Genomic DNA, 17,282 nt, shown 5'->3' with positions numbered 1-17,282 from the left:
TTATTCATTCCCCCGTTCCTTTTGCCAGATGCCCGCCTATCCTCTTGACTTGATTCAATATTTTGCGAATGTCATCTAAAGAAGTACGCGGATTAAGCAGTGTGAATTTTAAGCAAACCAAGCCATTGACGCGAGTTCTTGCCAATACGGCATGACCTTCCTGCAATAATTTGGAGCGAATCAACCCGTTTATCCAATTTGACTGCTCCGTCAGCCTATCTTTACTGTCTTGCGGTAAATAACGAAATACAATCGCATTGATTTCTGGTTCATTCACCAATTCCAATGCCGGATCATCCTGGATCATTTGTGCTGTCTCTGAAGCTAAATCTATCGTATAGTCAATCATTTCACCGAATGTTTTTCTCCCAACAGCCTGCAGGGAAATAAATAGTTTCAAGGCATCAAAACGACGCGTGGTTTGCACCGATTTTGTAACTAAATTTGGAATTCCTCTCTCCTCATCATCTTCCGGATTCAAATAATCGGCATTGAGCTTGATCAGATCAAAATCATTACGATCTTTTACAAGAAAAGCTCCACAACTGATAGGCTGATAGAATAATTTATGAAAATCGACCGTGACCGAATCGGCGAAATGAATGCCGTTCAACTTGGCTTGATGACGTTCACTCAACATCAGTGCTCCGCCATAGGCGGCATCCACGTGAAACCACATCTGATGTTCCCTAGCACGAACCGCCAGCTCCTCAAGCGGATCAATGCTTCCAAAATCTGTCGTTCCCGCCGTAGCTACCAGGGCAAATGGACGTAAATCCTGAGCCTGCAATTCTTTTATCCGGCGATCCAGATCCTTTATGCACATCCGATACTTATCATCCGTATCTACCGGAATGACCGCCTGATCCCCCAATCCGAGCAGAAAAGCCGATTGGCGCACAGTAAAATGGGCTTGCTTGGAACACAAAATCTTTAGCTTGTTCGCTTGCGGCGGAAGTCCCATACGCTGTGCCGACCAATTGAACATTCGCTGGAGGTATCGATCGCGGGCCAAAAGCAATCCCATAAAATTCGACTGGGTCCCCCCGCTTGTAAACACGCCATCCGCCTGTTGACCATATCCGAGAACTTCACATAACCAATCAATGATTTTTTGTTCCAGCACGGTGGCCGCCGCACTTTGATCCCATGAATCCATCGATTGGTTGCTTCCGCTGATCATGACTTCAGCTGCCAAAGCCGCGCTTAAAGGCGGGCAATGGAGATGGGCCAGGCAGGCCGGATCGGAGACGACAATGGAATGCTTTAAAACGGTCTCCCCGATCCTCTCGATCAGAGTCCCCATTTCTCCCGCTTCTTCCGGTAAAACCTCCCCGAAGGTGTAGTTGAAAAGCTTCGAAAAGGCCTCGGGAGATAAACCGCTGTACGGCTTATTATTTTGCGAGAACTGCTCCAGTAAAGCTTCCTGTGCCCGTTTCATGGCATTTTGATAATAAGCGATACTTTGCTCATCGCTATGCAAAAACAAACGGTCGAATCTATGTTTTTCCAAAGTTTGATTGCGCTTTTCCCACTGAAGGGCAGAAATGTTCTCCGCCATTAACGCACCTCCTGTACAGCTTTTTCAGTTGAGAAATCATTCGCTGCGGAAGCTTCCGCTTCCTTAATGGCCTCATAAAAGATGTCGCTAATGGTGTCGATTTGCTGGCTTGTGACGATCAAAGGCGGCAAAAAGCGAACGACGCTGCCGTGACGGCCGCCAAGTTCAAGAATCAGCCCCCGTTTAAAGCATTCCTGTTGAATGCGGCTCGCCAGTTCCGGATAGGCCGGATAAGTTCCCAGATGGTCTGCAGGCTTCTCCGTATTTACGATTTCCACCCCAATCATCAGTCCGCGGCCACGGATATCCTTAATACTATTTGTTTGCTTTTGAATCTGCTGAAGCTGGGATACCAATCGCTCCCCATTTAATTCCGCCATCTCCGCCAAACGATTTTCCTTAATGAATTTAATCGTTGCCGTACCAGTCGCCATTGCCATTTGATTTCCCCGGAACGTTCCTGCATGTGCACCTGGAGCCCATTTGTCCAATTCTTCACGATACACGACGACCGCTAACGGTAAACTTCCGCCAATTGCTTTGGAAAGAACCAAAACATCGGGCGTAATGCCTGCATGTTCAAAGGCATACATTTTTCCCGTACGCCCCAATCCCGTCTGAACCTCATCAATAATTAGAGGAATACTTTTCTCTTCCGTCATGCGGCGAATTTCCCGCATCCATTCATCAGGAGCCGGAATTACTCCGCCTTCTCCCTGGACGATCTCCATGATCATTCCCGCCGGCTGAACGATCCCGCTTTCCGGATCATCCAGCAAGCGTTCGATATAAGCGCTCCCAATCCGATGCCCTTCTTCGCCTCCAATCCCAAAGGGGCAGCGATAGCGATATGGGTAAGGCAGAAAATGCACATCCGGCATAAGGTTGGCAACCTCTTTTTTCGGTCCCAAATTGCCCATAAGACTTAGGGAACCGTGCGTCATCCCATGATATCCGCCTTGGTAGGTCATAATGCTCCGTCTTCCCGTTGCAGTCTTGACCAATTTTAAAGCCGCTTCTACGGCATCAGATCCGGAAGGGCCGCAAAACTGAATTCGGGCATTCCTGGAAAAATCAGCCGGCAAGCTGCCAAATAACTCTTCCACGAATTCCTCTTTAATCGGAGTCGTAATATCCAACGTATGTAGGGGTCTCTTTTCTTCAAGCAACTTCTTGATCGCTTCAATCACTACTGGATGATTGTGTCCCAGTGCTAATGTTCCTGCTCCGGCCAAACAATCGATATAGGTCTTTCCTTCTACATCCTTTACATAAATACCAAATGCTTCATTAATCGCAATCGGTATGCGCCGCGGATAGGAACGGGCATTGGATTCACGCCTTGCCTGACTATCAAGATATTCATCATTTTTTGTATAAGGAAGCATATTAAATCCCTACCTTCTTTAAGATTATGAGTTATCATGCAAGTATTTCTTCCACCATCTAACAAGGTCCTGGAGCTATCGCAATGTTTGTTCACATGGAATGGAGCGGAAATCGCTGAGCCTATAAAATCCAGTGCAGCTGTATATTGCCCACGTGATCGACTCAGGTTACTTGGACGACGCCACAACTGTTTCCCCTCCTTTTTTCGATCGGATTGAGTTGCTTCGTTCTTCACCCGATTTTTGCACAATCTGATATAGCAGCCCATCCGGATACACCTTAAGCATAAATTGATAATAATTATCATTATCGGTGGTATACTGTAAATGATAATAGTTATCATTATCAATGTCAATAAGTAATTTTATTTTATGGTGGTTTTCGAGTTGAAAAAGAAAATGACTATCCCTTTGTTGATGACGCTAGGTGTTACCATTCTCTGTGATCGGCAATCTCAAAGAATATCAGCCTACGACAAAATGATCGGACCAAGACTGAAGTATCTCATCATGTCTCAAGACAAGCCCTAAATAAAATGAAAAAGAGAAGCGACTTTTCCGTTCAAGTAGCTTCACTTTTCTCCCTGCACCTTATGTTTTCCCCTGTGCCGATATTGGTTGATGTTCTCCTGCGTGAGCCGCCAAATATTTTTCAATGCGTTTCTCATCCGATATGAGAGGGCATGTATAACAATAACGGTCCTCACCGGGCAGACGGTAATTTAAACAGCATTTTTCCCGAAGCAAAATGTGCTGTCCTTCATGCAGCGGATCATCTATACTCCGAAAGCGGCTAATGATAGGATTGGCCGCCTTTCCGGGAAACCACTCCGGGTTATATTGCTCTGTCATGACGCGGAAAGCGTTCTCGATATTGCTGCGAATTTCGCTTGATTCAGCCGATCTTATCCATTCCTTCTTCCAATACGCAAGCAGATAGGATAAGGTAGCCCACAGGTTTGATTCCCGGATTCCGGTATGATACACGGTTTTAGCAAACACGGGATTAACGTTTTCTGACAGTAAATGTCCGATATACATATCGTTTTTCTGTTTCGGTTCATGGACAGATTTCAATGGATTAAATGTAACCGCATCTGCGATATGAAAGTTTAGCCCACTGCCGTTTACCGTTATTTTCACCTTCTCCACCGACATATCGAACCCGATTTGATGGTGGGTCCATAAATACAGTCCCCCGGCAATTAACGCGCCGTAACGTTTAATAAATAGTGAACCGATCACGCCCCTATTCGACGTATTCAAACCTTCACCGAATCGTTTCAGCAAGTAAACAAATTGTTCTTCAGAATCCAAAGTTATACTTTCCTTTGCTTCCTTGTTCGTGCATGCTTCAAACGAGATATTGAATCGATTTTGCAATAAAGGTAAATCGAAGGGAACCATATGCTCTATCTCCTAAAGGTTTAATGAAACTATCTGATGATTATGATAATCGTTCTCAAAATAGATGTCAAACAAAACAGCCTTATATATGTTTTCCGATATCTAACAAAAGCGACGATCCCACTCCGTGGAAATCGTCGCTTTGTGCTTCGTTAACAATAATCCAATTCGTTGCCTGTTTTTCCGCAATACTGATGCGCATGAGGGGTCAAACCGCTGACCGAAGTACAGCCTTCAAAATAATGATAGTGCCCGCCTCTCGGAAGCGGAATGGCGGGTCCGGTCGTTCCTTTAATGATATGCTTATGATCGTTATCCACGGACGTAAAGGTACAATAATGATGAACATGTTTGACGCCCGAAGGTGCTGGTTCCGTCTTGCCTGCATACCGGTGGTCGTGGCCGACGTCAAAGGAAGTGACTCCCGAAAACTCATGGACATGAATCGGTCTGCCATTCCAACTTGTAAGATATAGGATATGAGAATGCTCAGAATCCGAATCTTTGTTATGAACGACATAACCTGTTACAGGTATTTCCATAAATTAGTTTACCCCATTTCAATTGTGATTATACTAATATATGACTGAAACGATAGGACGCTTTAAGGCAAAAATGGAATTCGACTGGGAAAACTTCATCCGGAGCTCCTCTACTAAAAAATTAAAAGCCATACCGCTTAACGTTATGGCCTTGTCCTTGCACTAGCGCTACCGCCTGCAATGCTGAGGCGTCGTGCCGTAAACTTTTTTGAACATTTTCGAGAAATAAGAGAAATTGCTGAAGCCGAGCGATCTGGCGATGTCGGAAATAGGTATCGTCGAGTTTTGAATAAGCTCCCTCGCAACCTTCATCCGCTCGCGCAGGATATAATCGGTAATCGATTCGCCGACCTCTTTCTTGAAAAGGCGGGATAAATACGCGGGATTCAAATGCACATGCTCCGCAAGCTGCTCTCTCGTGATCGCTTCGTTCAAGCGATCGGCGATGTAGCATTGCAGCCGCTTAATGACGGAATCGTTATGATGCAAATAATCGGATACGACCGCGACCAGCTTGAGCGCCCAAACCTGCAATTGCTCCAGTGAACGCGGGAAGCTTTTGTTCGCCATATCGCGATGGCTGTCCAGCAGCTCATGGGCGGACAAGCCCTTCTTATGTAAAATGTAATGGATCATTTGCAAAAAGCCGTTATAAAAAGCATGCAGCGAGTCCGCTCCCAGCCGCTGATGCTTGCCGACCTCTGAGAAGAAGCGGTTAATTTCCTTCTCCATTTCGGCTTTTTTCCCTTGCTCAAGCAGGATCGTCCAAGCGGCGAACTCCGGCAGCTTAGGCGCCGCATGACCGGCTTCATAATTTTTGTACCAATACACCTGATTCGACTTATGAAGATTGTTATACTCCATATCGAGCAGCCGGCGATACATATCGCGCAGCTCATGAGGCAGCGATGCTTCGCCGATGTAGCACGAGAGGCTGCCGCCCATCCGCTCCTTGCAATAGTCGATAAATTGCCGGCATTTGCTTTCGATTTGCCGCTCTGCCTCCAGTTCGCCCTCCTTCGCAAATAGGATGACGACGTTAACGCCGTGCTTCGTCTCGAGAACTGCCCCGCGGGCGCCTTCGAGCAGTATGTCAGAGGCCGCTTCCCGCAAGGCATACTCCAGCATTTCTTCATCGTTGTTGCCCAATTCCTGCAGCCAGCTCTCGACGCTGATGACAATAGGCAAAATGCGGGTTTGGGGCGTGATCGGCAGCTCGTGATCGGCTATGAGGCTTGCGGCGTTATCCGGCGCGCACAGCTTCTTTCTCGCAAACAAATCGTTCCAAAATTGAGTGGCGACGAGCGGCTTGTTCTTCGTCCAAAGCTCGTAGTACGGCTTATATTGTTCCCGCAGACGCTCCAGCTCCCGCTCTTGCTCAAGCGCTTGCATCGCCTTCTCAAGCGTCGTTTGCAGCGTGTCGAAAGCGACGGGCTTCAACATATAATCGAAGCTGCCCAGTTGAACTGCGCGTTGCATAAATGCAAAATCAGAATGGGCCGTTAGAAAAATCGTCTCCGTCGCGGGCGACTGCGTATTGACCCACTCCACCAGCTCGATTCCCGTTCCTTTCGGCATATCGATATCGCAAATAAGAATATCAATGCTCGATCGCTCGAAAACCGCAATCGCTTCACGCATATTATAGGCCTCATACACTTCGGAAATCCGCAGCGCTTCCCAATCGATACCGCTCTTAATTCCCATGACCGCATAAATTTCATCGTCTACAATAAGTGCTGCTCCAGTCATTGAAATCCTCCTTCAATGCGAATTCGTTCACGCGAACTGCTCCAAGGTCCGAACCGGCATCCAAATCGTGACGTTAGCTCCCGAATCGACTCCATTCGCAAATTGTATGCGGGACGTTTGCCCGAACAAGAAATGGAGCCGATGGTACACATTCCAAATGCCCAAATGCTCGCCGTCCTGCGTTCCGAAATAGCGGCCGTTTTGCAATTCGGCCAATATAGGTTCGGAGAAGCCCGCTCCGTTATCGGAAATAACGATTTGCATAAGCTGCGAATCCGGCATGCTGGTAATGCGAATATCGATATGAAAAGGCTTCTCCATAAAATCGAAGCCATATTTCATGCTATTTTCGATGAAGGGCTGAATGAGCAGCGGAGGAATGGACATTTTCTCCAGTCCGTCCTCGACCTCGAAACGATACGTAATCTTGCCCGGGAACCGATGCTGTTGAATGTTGATGTAGCTCTCCATATGCTCCAGCTCCTCGGCGATCCTCACCACGCTTCGATGGGTTTGTGTCGTAAACCGGAAATAATTGACCATATTCAGGCACATCATTTGGATAATGTCGTATTTTTTGAGCTGTGCCAAATTGTAAAGAATATTGATCGCATTCAAAATGAAGTGAGGGTTCATCTGAAGCTGCAAATGCTTCAGCTCCGCTCGATGAGCTTCAATTCGCTCCTCGTACACGGAAATTTTCAGCTCCTCAATTTGCTCAGCCATATCGTTGAACGTCTCGTTGATAAGCGTAAAATCCTTCGTCTTTGACGGCTGCAGCCGAATGCTTAAATTCCCCTCCTTTATTCTGACCATACCGCGTATTAATTTGTTCATTGGCTTCAGCACGATGTCTCTCAGATAAATGATATAGAACAAAAGAACGATAGCCGCCAGCACGGGAATAATAGAAATGATCCATTTAAAATAAGGCAGCTTCCTCAGCATTTCCCGCTCCGGGATAAAGACGCTCAGCATTGTATCGGTCCCCTTGATCGGGCTCGTAACTGCAACGTATCTGTCATCTTGAAAATGAAGGAGCTGATACGTATCGTCGGGATTATAATCAAGCAAAGGAAGCTCGGAGTAACGGACGTGAATCTCTTCGCCAGCTATAATTTCGCCATCCTCCAAAATAAACGAAGCGAATCCTTTATCCCCTAACTGAATCAAATCGGGCGGTATCATCATGTGGCTCAATCTTACGAACGCGCCTAAGTAAAACCCTTCTCTCGTATCCACCAGCCGGACCAGGGCATGATCGTCCCCGTATTGAACAGATTTCCATTCCCAAAAAAACGGGCTGTCCGGCTCAAGGCCGTCCAATAGCTGCGTGAGCATCGTTTTTATCGCAATCACTTCATTATAATCTTTAGTTTTAAAGGCCGTATTAAAGAGATCTTTGTTTTCTATGGAATAGATGAATTGAAAATCGACGCTGCTGTCAAAGCGGTGATACCGGCTTAATTCATTAAGAATACGCACCTTGGTCAGCATATACTCAGTCGGATCGTTCAAGTAACGGGATAATAATGTAATATTCGGATCGTCGACGGTAAGATTGTACAAAAAGTTCGTTTCACGATCAAGGGCGGCTTGTATTTGATTGGCATACAGCATAACCGCGTTTTTGTTCGATTGCGTGACCTGCTCTCTTACTGTATTGGAAGCGTATACGTTATTGTATAGAAGCAAAGCGACAAGGGGCACGGCAATGGAAATAAACCCGATAATCAGCTTGTAGTGAAGAGAACTTCTCATGGCTTAAGACGCTCCTAATGAGATGGATGGTAGTTGTTTCTATCATTTCGATGCTTGTCGACTATATCCTCTGCCTTTCATCTCGTTAATGTTATACAATTATGCATGATCATGGCAATAAGCCGGCCTCTTGCGTCCGATTGCGATCGGACGAAGAAACCGGCCGGTAATGCCAGTGCAGTCTTCAGCTTGTGCGGCTATTATTTTTGAGCTGCGGCCCATTCCTGAAGCTGCTTCTCAACCTCGGCCTTGATGCGGTCATAGCCGGCTGCTGCGCGTTTTTCCTTCCACTTCGCAATCGTCTTCTCCGGATCTACGGCGCCTGAGGCAAGAGCGTCGTGAAACTCCGCCTCCACGTTGGCGATTGAAGCCAATTCCGATTTGACGGGCTCTTGGTTGAAGGTGAAGCCGAGTATAATCGAACGCTCCGAGCGAGCGTTAAACTCATCGAACAACTTCCATTTGTCAGGGTCCTCGTTCGCCCACAAGTACGTATTGAACTGATTTCCAAACATCCAGCCGCCCGGATTTGGATACGTCTGCGACTCTGCCGTCACGCCTTCCGGATAATCGATGACGTTGTCCGACTTTTTCACGTAATGCTTGCCTTCGATGCCCCAGTTGAGCATATTGATCAATTTGGCGTCCGTGTAAAGCAAATTCAGAAACATCATGGCTCTTGACGGGTCCTTGGATGTGCGCGAAATGCCAAGCATAGCGCCTTGAGCGTCGCCCGTCACGGTGAACGGCTCCGCGGTTTCGACTTGAACAACTTCTGTTCCGTACTGTACGGTCATTTCTTTATCCTTGCCCGGCTTGAGCGAGGAAGCGACGGCAAACGCCTTGTCCGCCTTGATCATGTTCATCGCCTGTTCCGAATCGGATGTCATGACGTCCTTGTCAAACCAGCCGTTCTTGTTCCATTGATGCATCCGTTTATAAAACTCGAGCTGCTTCGGATCGTCCAGAACATCAACCACTTTCATTTCCGTGCTGCCGCGCGGAACCGACAATCCGGCCGTAATGCCGTCGTAGTTTGCAGCTCCCCAAACGTTCGTAAATTTGGACGAGACGATCGGTACGACGTCCGGCTCGTTTTGTTTGATTATTTGGAACATTTCTTCCAGCTCTTCCATCGATTTGATGCCGTTCGTATCGATTTTGTATTTATCGACGAAACGTTTATTCAGAAGTAAGCCGAAGCCTTGGCCGAATTCCTTCTTCGTTGGCAGGGCATAAAGCTTGCCGCCGATACGTGCTCCTTTGAGGAAATCAGGCCCCAATACATCCGGAATATCTTTACCGTACTCGTTCATGAGCTCGTCAAGATCGTGATATTGCCCTTTCACCACGTCGCTCGGGTAATAGTACCAGCTGGCCGTAAACATCAGATCGAACGGCTCGTTGGAAATTTTCATCAAATTCGTCTTGTCGTCCCATGCGCCCCACTCGATCGGCCTAAGCTCAATCGTTGCGTTCATTTTTTCGGTCAAATACTTGCTCATCTCTTCCTGCACAAGAGACAAATCTTTGGCCGCCGAAGCCGGATAGACGAGCGTAATTTTGTAAGGCTCCAATTTGTCTGCGCCGGAATCCGCTGCGTTCGTTGAAGGGGCATCCTCTTTGTTGTTCTCCGCACCATTGCTCCCCGCTTCGTTTTTGCCGCAGGCCGATACAATCAACATACAGCAAAACATGAGGATCATTGCCAATTTGATTGGTATTCGCATGAACTGAAAATCCCCTCTCCATACTCTGTTTGGATGAAAAATCATACTTTAATGCTGTAATATCGGTTTTGCAATATCAAACTAACGCTAGTCCTATAACGACATCAACACCCCCTTGCCTTAGTCAAATGAACAGACCCGCTTACGTCAGCCCTTTACGGCACCGCTCGTGATGCCGCTAATGTAAAATTTCTGAAAGAACGGGTAGGCAAACAGTAAAGGCGCAATTCCAACGATCGCTAACGCCATGCGCACCGTCTCTCGCGGCATTTTCGCCAGCAGCTCGCCCGCTTGCGCGGAGCTGTCAGCCCTCATAAGCAAAAATTGAATATTCGTAAGCGTTTTCGTCATCAAGTATTGGACGTTATACAACGCGGGGCTGTCGATAAAAAGCAAGCAATTATACCAATCGTTCCAATACGCCAGCGTCGTGAACAAACCGATCGTCGCCATAATCGGCAGCGATAACGGGACGATAATTTTTTGGAAAACCTGAAATTCACTCGCCCCATCCATAATTCCAGCTTCGACGACCGAGTCGGGAATCGAATGGGAGAAGAAACTCCGCATGAGCAGCACGTTGAACGCACTTAACAGCATACCTGGTATGATCATGGCAAGCAGCGTATTTTTGACCGGGACGAGATTGACGAAGGTCAAATACCAAGGCACCATTCCGCCGCTGAACAGCATCGTGAAGAAAATGTAGAAGGACAAGCTTCGGCGAAACGGCAGCTCCATCCGTGAGAGCGGATAGGCAAGCAGCGTCGTGTTGAATAAGCTGACCATAACACCAATGATCGTGCATAGAATGGTGACGCCGTAGGCTCTCGCTATTTCCGTAAAATCATACAGCAGAAACCGGTAGGCGGCAAAACTGATGCTGGTTGGGAGCAAGGAGTAGCCGTTCGCGCTTATTGATGACTCATCCGAAATCGAGACCATAAAAATTAGGACAAAAGGAAGCAGTGATCCGATCGTAAAAAGCGTAAAAAACGTATGGATACCGAATTGGTCAAGCTTTTGTTTCGTTAGCATTGTCTCGCATCCTTTCCCTAAAATAAGGCATCCTGTTTATTCACTAATCGCACGGCGTAGTTGGCAGCTAGAATGAGGAGCAGGCTGATGAACGATTGATAGATGCCCGCAGCCGACGACATGCCGATATCACCGAGCGTCAGCATAGCCCTATAGACGAACGTATCGATCGTGTTCGTGGTCGAGAGCAGCGCACCCGTGTTCATCGGCACCTGGAAGAAGAGGCCGAAGTCCGAACGAAGAATGCCGCTGACCGACAGCAGTGTCATTGTTGTAATGACGGGAGCGATAAGCGGCAGCGTAATGCGCGTCATTTGCCGCCATTTGCCGGCACCGTCGATCGTCGCGGCCTCGTAATATTCCTTATCGATTCCGATAATCGCAGCGAAGTAGATGATGGATAAGTAGCCGACATGCTTCCAAGCATTGACGATAACGAGTACGTAAGGCCAATATTTCGCTTCGCTGTACCACGCGATCGCTTCCTTGTCCAGCCATTTGTCCAGCAGCCTATTGATAAGACCGCTCTCCATGTTCAAGAAGCTGTAGACAAGATAAGCGACGATAACCATGGAAACAATGTGCGGCAGCAGAAACATGCTCTGATAGAAGCGCGAGACAACCTTCTCTTTAATTTCGTTAATGAGCAGCGCCGTTAGAAGGGCCAGCACGAGATTAAGGAAAATAAAAACAATGTTGTACCCGATCGTATTGCGTGTAATGGTGTACGCGTCCGGAGAGTTGAACAAAAATTTGAAATTGTCAAAGCCTGACCAAGGACTTCCGAAGATACCGTCCGCATAATTGTATTGCTTGAACGCAAGAATGACCCCGTACATCGGAATGTAATTGTTGATGAACAAATACGCGACGCCCGGCAGCGTCATAAGCAGCAGCCATTTGAATTTGTTAAGCTTCCGGAGGAAGTCGCGCTGCTTCTTCCAAATTTTGATCTCTGCCTTCGATTGCATCAACACCGCTTCTGAAGCTTTCATGAGCCCACCCTTCCTGTATTCCAATCCCTTGCAACGCCATTATAGTACGTATTCAAGATGGCCAACCACTAGGATAATGACCTCCTGATAACACGATGGTGACTTGTTGCGCAATCGGCTTTGCGCGTTATTGACAGTCGATTTTCCATAACAAGGTAAATATGAACAAAACAAGCCTGCGCGTAACATGCGCAGGCTTGCGAATTATCTTCCTTTCGTATTATTTATGGGCTTTAGCCGTTTCCAAACAAACAAGCGTCGCGCCCGCGGGATGAATAACGAATCTAACTGGAAAAAATCCCGCTAAACTTGCTTCATCAGCGAGTAATTCTGGTCTAACTGGAATTTGTCCCGCTAATGCGGTCCGTATGCCGACTAGAAGCGACTATTCCCGTGAATAACGCCTGGTTTTCCCGTTACATGCATGAATAGAGCGTGTCTGAGACCAATTATCTGGAGTTTTTGCAGTTCGTGATGCCGGTGCAGCCGTGAACTCGAGTGATTGATTAGTTCAACTTATATAGAAAAAATGTCTACTGAATTAGATGACTTTCCGATTCAGCCTTGCTGCGTAAACTTGTCCCGGTATTGTCCCGGCGTCATGCCTTCGTTCTTTTTGAAAATACGAATCAAATAAGACGGCTGATAGCGGAGCAGATCTGCGATGTCGTTGATTTTCAGATCCGTCGTAAGCAGCAGCTCCTTGCAGCGGTTCAGCCTCAGCCGCGTGACGTAATCGATGAAGTTAGTGCCGGTCAGCTGCTTGAACGTTTTGCTCAGCTTATAGGGCGTCATTTGCAGTTCGTCGGCATACGATTCGAGCGAGATGCCCGATAGGAATTCCTCCTGCAGCCGGACGAGCAGGCTGTCGATCATTTGCTTCAAATCCGGATCGTACGCTAGCGAGAACGTTTGGACATAAGGGACGACAAGCGTCGACCGGAACCACGCGAGCATTTTTTGCGGCTCTCGGATTTGCAGCAGCTCTTCATACAGGTGGGTGCCTTCGTACAGGGTATACGGATTCGTATCATTCCGCATAATCGCATTCAGGATGCTGCCGAGCAGCAGGAGCATGCTTTGATGGACGATCAGCTCTTTTCTGGAGTTCTGCTGCAGCTGACGCAAAAACTCGCCGATCAGCCGCATGGCTTCTTCTTCTTGTCCCATGCGGATCGCACCCGTAATTTCGCGTTCAAGCTCGAACGGATATTGGGCGGCATTGCTTTCTTCCGACTTGAAATCGTTCATGCTCAGCACTTGATTCGTGCGCTCAATATCCCGGAACAGCAGCGCTTTGCGGGATTGCTCCAGCATGTCCGGCGTCTGTACGATCGAATCGGCAATCGGGCTGATTACAATCGTGGCTTCGATGCTCAGCACATCATTGATCGCTTGTATGATTTGCTCGGAGAGCGCATGAAGCTCCCGCGTCGATTGTTCTTCCGTTTCATCCGCATCCAGGACGATAAGCATCGAAGCGGACAAATCGTGAAAGTCGATGACATGGTTATGGGTAATCCGGAACGAAGCCAGCTCCTGCACGATTTTCGAGGCGGCGAACGAAACGAGCTGCTCGTCTTTATCGGAAAACTTCCCCTCGGTGCTGGACATGCCTTGCAGCTGCACCATAATAAAAGCGAATTTTTTGTCGAGGATGTCCCAGTCGAGCTGATTCATTTTCTCGATGATTTCCGATTCGGAGTAGTAGTAGTGATGTCCCTGTAAAAATTGATTCAGAAAGCCCTCTCTCAGACGAGGCAGCACTTCCTTCAGCCGGGTGGACATCGTTTCGTTCTGCGACATGTTGCGTTTCCACTGGCTTTCCAGAAAGGCGATCTCGTCCTTGCCTTCCGTCCCCTTGTCGCCTTCAATCAACCGCATGAGCCGTCCGATCGGGTCATAGATGCGACGTGAAGCGAACCATGCGAGTAATAACGCCGCAAGAAGTCCGATACAGCTGATGACAATGATCGATTTGGACATCGAATGGAACGGAGCGGTAATATTCGATAGCGGCGTGGCAGAAATATACGTAAACGCCGAGACCATAAATGCCATTTTGCCGTACGAAACGGAGTAGCTTTCCCCGTCCCATTTCATAACGAACGTATTCGCGTCCCGGCCTTCCTTCAGGATGCGCTTCTTCAGCGCTTCCTCAAAACTGCCTTCCGACCCGGTTTCGACCAGACGGGGAGAAGTGATATATTCGCCATTGCTGTCGATTAAAAACGCGGCTCCGTCCTTAGAGGAAAGCTTTTCCACCAGCTCGTTCAATTTCTGCTGATTAATGTAGATGATGAACGCCCCGTATGAATGCTCCTGGTAGCCGCCGCCCGGCAGCTTAATGACGATCGCTTTCTGAGGAGAATCGGGCCGGTCGATTCGGTTAAGGTTATTTTTCCAATAAATTCCTTGGATTGGACCAAGCAGCGACAGAAACAGCTTCTGGTCTTCAGCATCCGTTATGCGTCTAACGCCCGCCGCGTCGCCAATGAGGCTGTTCTGATCCTTGAGATATAGAAATACGCTGCTGATAAACGGATTCGTATCCCTCATCAAACTAAGTGATTTCAGAAGTTCTTTCGTCGTTTCGAATTGGTCGACAAAATCAAGAGTCTTGATGGATTCGTCAAAGCCCGGTTTAAAAGCGAGCTGCGTCGAGTAAAGCTCCAACTGGGAAAAATAGTCGTTCATCCTCTGAATCGACTGATTGAGCTGCAGCTGATGCGATTTATTTAGTTCGTTCACAATCCGGTCTCCGCCGGCATAATAAAGGCTGATCCCGATAAAGCTAACCGGCAAACAGGTTATGAGCAATACGAGAATCAAGCTTTTGCGATAAAAGGATCCTTTTTTTATATGCAGCCTTCTGGTAATCACTAGGACGTCACTTCCTAACTTATAAAGAAACCTTTATAACGTGTGAACTATTCCGGGGTAACCAAACGTTTGTAATAAGCCTCAATATCGATCGACATTCCATTATTCATCCGTGATTCTTCTGCCGCAAATGCCATCAAGTGACCCCTTACTGATGCTGCTGCTGAAGCTGAGGCCTGGATAGCGTCTCCCTCGAATTCACATACTTCTTTCAAAAATTTGCGAACGATTCCAGCATCCCCGCCGCCATGCCCTCCAGAAGGAGCGCTGACATGAAACTCCGTTTTTTCCTTCGTTAAAAACTCATTTAAGATAAATGAATCCTCTTCCATGTTGCCGCGAATATCGCCTTTCGTGCCCATAATCTGTACAATCCTCGTATTGTCGTGCGTAAATCCACACATGCTGAACATGGCCGTTGCACCGCTGGCAAACTCCATGTTAACGACTTGATGATCTACGACATTGTTGTCGCTGCGGTATACACATTTGCCGTACGGAGTCGTCTGCAATGCTTCCAGAATGCCTTCACGGCTCGTATCTTCCGTAAACTTGCGTGCCCAGCCCATGCCTTCACCTAAATAATATCTTGGTGCATAATACTGGCAGTTCTCTGCCGCAGGGCAACCATCCAAGCATCGTAAAGGCGCCCCTTCCGGCGCATTTCGCTCATTAAAATGCATCAAGGATCCGAACGAGCTGACACGCAAGCATGGCTCATCCATCACGTAGGACAAGATGTCCATGTCATGGCATGATTTGGCCAGAATCATCGGACTAGATTCGTCTGAATTGTTCCAATTACCACGCACGAAGCTGTGTGACATATGCAGATTACCTACATTTTCGTTCAATTGGATGGATACGATCTGCCCGATTTTGCCTTCATTAATAACCTTCTTGATCGATGACCAGAATGCCGTATAACGAAGCACATGACAAATCGTGAGCAGACGACCATACTTCGTTGCCGCCATCTCCATATGAGCGCACTCTTTGGGATTCGGAGACATCGGTTTCTCTAACATGACATGATACCCTAGCTCAAGTGCTTTCAACGTCGGGTGGTAGTGCATCCGGTCCTGCGTGCAGATCATAGCAATGTCGGCCAGACGCTGTTCTGCCATCGCTGCTTCCCATGACGGATAGCAGCGTTCTGGTGAAATATTATGCGCCTCGGCAAATGCCTTTCTACGTTCCTCATTGGGCTCAGCAACTGCAATAATATCAAACTCGTGCGGATTATGAATGGCATAGGGTGCATAAGCGCGAAATCCGCGATCACCGGCTCCTATTAAAATAGCTGTAAGTTTCTTCATCTTTATCTCCCTCTAGCTTTTGTTTATTTGTCTAGTTGATGCTTATTTTATTTGATGCATCATTTATTTCGAACCCGTCAATGCAATCCCTTCGATGAACGATCGCTGAAATACAAGGAAAATGATAATCATTGGAATAATGGCCATCATGGAACCCGCCATCAAAATAGTATAGTTCGTTGAATGCTCTCCTTGCAGCGATGCAAGCCCAGCTGAAAGCACCATCTTATCCGGTGAGGTGTTCACAATGAGCGGCCACATCAAGTCGTTCCACGACCACAAGATAACAAAAATCGCCAGCGCAATCATCCCAGGCTTCGCAAGCGGCAGCATGATCTGCCAATACGTGCGAAACTGGTTGCAGCCGTCCAGCTTAGCCGCCTCTTCCAATTCTTTTGGCAATGTCATGAAGAATTGACGAAGCAAAAACGTTCCGAATGCACTGAACAACCCAGGAACAATGAGGGCTTGCAGCGAGTTAAGCCAACCTAGATCTTTCATAATCATATATTGTGGAATTAAGAATACTTGTCCTGGAACCATAAGAACAGATAATGCCAGTAAGAAGAATAAGTTCCGTCCTGGGAATTCGATACGCGCAAAGGCGTATGCGGCAAGAGAGCAGATCATCACCTGTCCAACGGTTTTGAATAGTGTTGTAATCATGGTATTCCAATAAAAGGTTAGAAACGGAAGGCTCTCAAATACTTTTAAGTAGTTATTCCACTGTAACTGTTTAGGGATTATCACCAGTGGAACCATGGTGGATTCACCCATCGTTTTCACTGAGGTCAGAAACATCCAGATGAACGGTATGATCATAATGGCAGCTCCAACCAATAGAATGATATGAACGAGAACCGCAGACCCAACTTTCTTCTTATATCCATTCGCAAACATATGGCT

12 protein-coding genes are annotated in these 17,282 nt (G+C 47.3%); all 12 read right to left on the bottom strand.

Translation table 11 applies throughout. The features are described 5' to 3' along the window. Positions 1 to 4: 4 nt before the first annotated feature. Positions 5 to 1,561 carry a pyridoxal phosphate-dependent decarboxylase family protein gene (locus L1N85_RS09510; protein WP_235237318.1) on the bottom strand — a complete coding sequence of 519 codons (1,557 nt, stop codon included), beginning with the start codon at positions 1,559 to 1,561 and terminating at the stop codon, positions 5 to 7. Then, positions 1,561 to 2,949, bottom strand: a complete 1,389-nt coding sequence (locus L1N85_RS09505) for an aspartate aminotransferase family protein (protein WP_235237317.1) — start codon at positions 2,947 to 2,949, stop codon at positions 1,561 to 1,563. Before L1N85_RS09505 ends, L1N85_RS09510 begins: the two co-directional genes overlap by 1 nt. A 591-nt stretch (positions 2,950 to 3,540) precedes the next feature. Then, positions 3,541 to 4,356, bottom strand: coding sequence for a (2Fe-2S)-binding protein (locus L1N85_RS09500; protein WP_235237316.1), 816 nt, complete (start codon positions 4,354 to 4,356; stop codon positions 3,541 to 3,543). A gap of 152 nt (positions 4,357 to 4,508) precedes the next feature. Continuing rightward, entirely contained in the window at positions 4,509 to 4,898 is a 390-nt protein-coding gene (locus L1N85_RS09495; protein ID WP_235237315.1) for a YmaF family protein, read from the bottom strand. A 168-nt stretch (positions 4,899 to 5,066) separates the two neighbouring features. Then, positions 5,067 to 6,650 carry a helix-turn-helix domain-containing protein gene (locus L1N85_RS09490; protein WP_235237314.1) on the bottom strand — a complete coding sequence of 528 codons (1,584 nt, stop codon included), beginning with the start codon at positions 6,648 to 6,650 and terminating at the stop codon, positions 5,067 to 5,069. Positions 6,651 to 6,677: 27 nt separating this feature from the next. Continuing rightward, positions 6,678 to 8,411 carry a sensor histidine kinase gene (locus L1N85_RS09485; RefSeq protein ID WP_235237313.1) on the bottom strand — a complete coding sequence of 578 codons (1,734 nt, stop codon included), beginning with the start codon at positions 8,409 to 8,411 and terminating at the stop codon, positions 6,678 to 6,680. A gap of 200 nt (positions 8,412 to 8,611) precedes the next feature. Continuing rightward, the gene (locus L1N85_RS09480; RefSeq protein WP_235237312.1) at positions 8,612 to 10,141 is read right to left on the bottom strand and encodes an ABC transporter substrate-binding protein; all 1,530 of its coding nucleotides are present in this window, start codon (positions 10,139 to 10,141) and stop codon (positions 8,612 to 8,614) included. A 147-nt stretch (positions 10,142 to 10,288) separates the two neighbouring features. Further along, complete coding sequence (locus L1N85_RS09475) at positions 10,289 to 11,179, bottom strand: carbohydrate ABC transporter permease (RefSeq protein ID WP_235237311.1); 891 nt, start codon at positions 11,177 to 11,179, stop codon at positions 10,289 to 10,291. A gap of 17 nt (positions 11,180 to 11,196) precedes the next feature. Continuing rightward, positions 11,197 to 12,174, bottom strand: a complete 978-nt coding sequence (locus tag L1N85_RS09470) for an ABC transporter permease (RefSeq protein ID WP_235237310.1) — start codon at positions 12,172 to 12,174, stop codon at positions 11,197 to 11,199. A gap of 558 nt (positions 12,175 to 12,732) precedes the next feature. Beyond that, entirely contained in the window at positions 12,733 to 15,057 is a 2,325-nt protein-coding gene (locus tag L1N85_RS27560) for a helix-turn-helix domain-containing protein (RefSeq protein WP_235237309.1), read from the bottom strand. Positions 15,058 to 15,104: 47 nt separating this feature from the next. Then, on the bottom strand, positions 15,105 to 16,376 hold the full coding sequence (locus L1N85_RS09460; RefSeq protein WP_235237308.1) for a Gfo/Idh/MocA family protein: 1,272 nt from the start codon (positions 16,374 to 16,376) through the stop codon (positions 15,105 to 15,107). A gap of 63 nt (positions 16,377 to 16,439) precedes the next feature. Next, complete coding sequence (locus tag L1N85_RS09455) at positions 16,440 to 17,276, bottom strand: carbohydrate ABC transporter permease (protein WP_235237307.1); 837 nt, start codon at positions 17,274 to 17,276, stop codon at positions 16,440 to 16,442. Positions 17,277 to 17,282 lie beyond the last annotated feature (6 nt).

This window comes from Paenibacillus alkaliterrae (assembly GCF_021532375.1).
Classification (GTDB): Bacteria; Bacillota; Bacilli; order Paenibacillales; family Paenibacillaceae; genus Pristimantibacillus; species Pristimantibacillus alkaliterrae.
Note: the sequence above shows the minus strand (reverse complement) of the source record. Positions and strands in the feature narration are given on the sequence as shown.

Excerpts from the sequence above, each read along its gene's own strand:
- L1N85_RS09470 (WP_235237310.1), bottom strand. The coding sequence starts at position 12,174 with ATGAAAGCTTCAGAAGCGGTGTTGATGCAATCGAAGGCAGAGATCAAA.
- L1N85_RS09485 (WP_235237313.1), bottom strand. The coding sequence starts at position 8,411 with ATGAGAAGTTCTCTTCACTACAAGCTGATTATCGGGTTTATTTCCATT.
- L1N85_RS09505 (WP_235237317.1), bottom strand. The coding sequence starts at position 2,949 with ATGCTTCCTTATACAAAAAATGATGAATATCTTGATAGTCAGGCAAGG.
- L1N85_RS09455 (WP_235237307.1), bottom strand. The coding sequence starts at position 17,276 with ATGTTTGCGAATGGATATAAGAAGAAAGTTGGGTCTGCGGTTCTCGTT.
- L1N85_RS09510 (WP_235237318.1), bottom strand. The coding sequence starts at position 1,561 with ATGGCGGAGAACATTTCTGCCCTTCAGTGGGAAAAGCGCAATCAAACT.
- L1N85_RS09460 (WP_235237308.1), bottom strand. The coding sequence starts at position 16,376 with ATGAAGAAACTTACAGCTATTTTAATAGGAGCCGGTGATCGCGGATTT.
- L1N85_RS09500 (WP_235237316.1), bottom strand. The coding sequence starts at position 4,356 with ATGGTTCCCTTCGATTTACCTTTATTGCAAAATCGATTCAATATCTCG.
- L1N85_RS09495 (WP_235237315.1), bottom strand. The coding sequence starts at position 4,898 with ATGGAAATACCTGTAACAGGTTATGTCGTTCATAACAAAGATTCGGAT.
- L1N85_RS09490 (WP_235237314.1), bottom strand. The coding sequence starts at position 6,650 with ATGACTGGAGCAGCACTTATTGTAGACGATGAAATTTATGCGGTCATG.
- L1N85_RS09475 (WP_235237311.1), bottom strand. The coding sequence starts at position 11,179 with ATGCTAACGAAACAAAAGCTTGACCAATTCGGTATCCATACGTTTTTT.
- L1N85_RS09480 (WP_235237312.1), bottom strand. The coding sequence starts at position 10,141 with ATGCGAATACCAATCAAATTGGCAATGATCCTCATGTTTTGCTGTATG.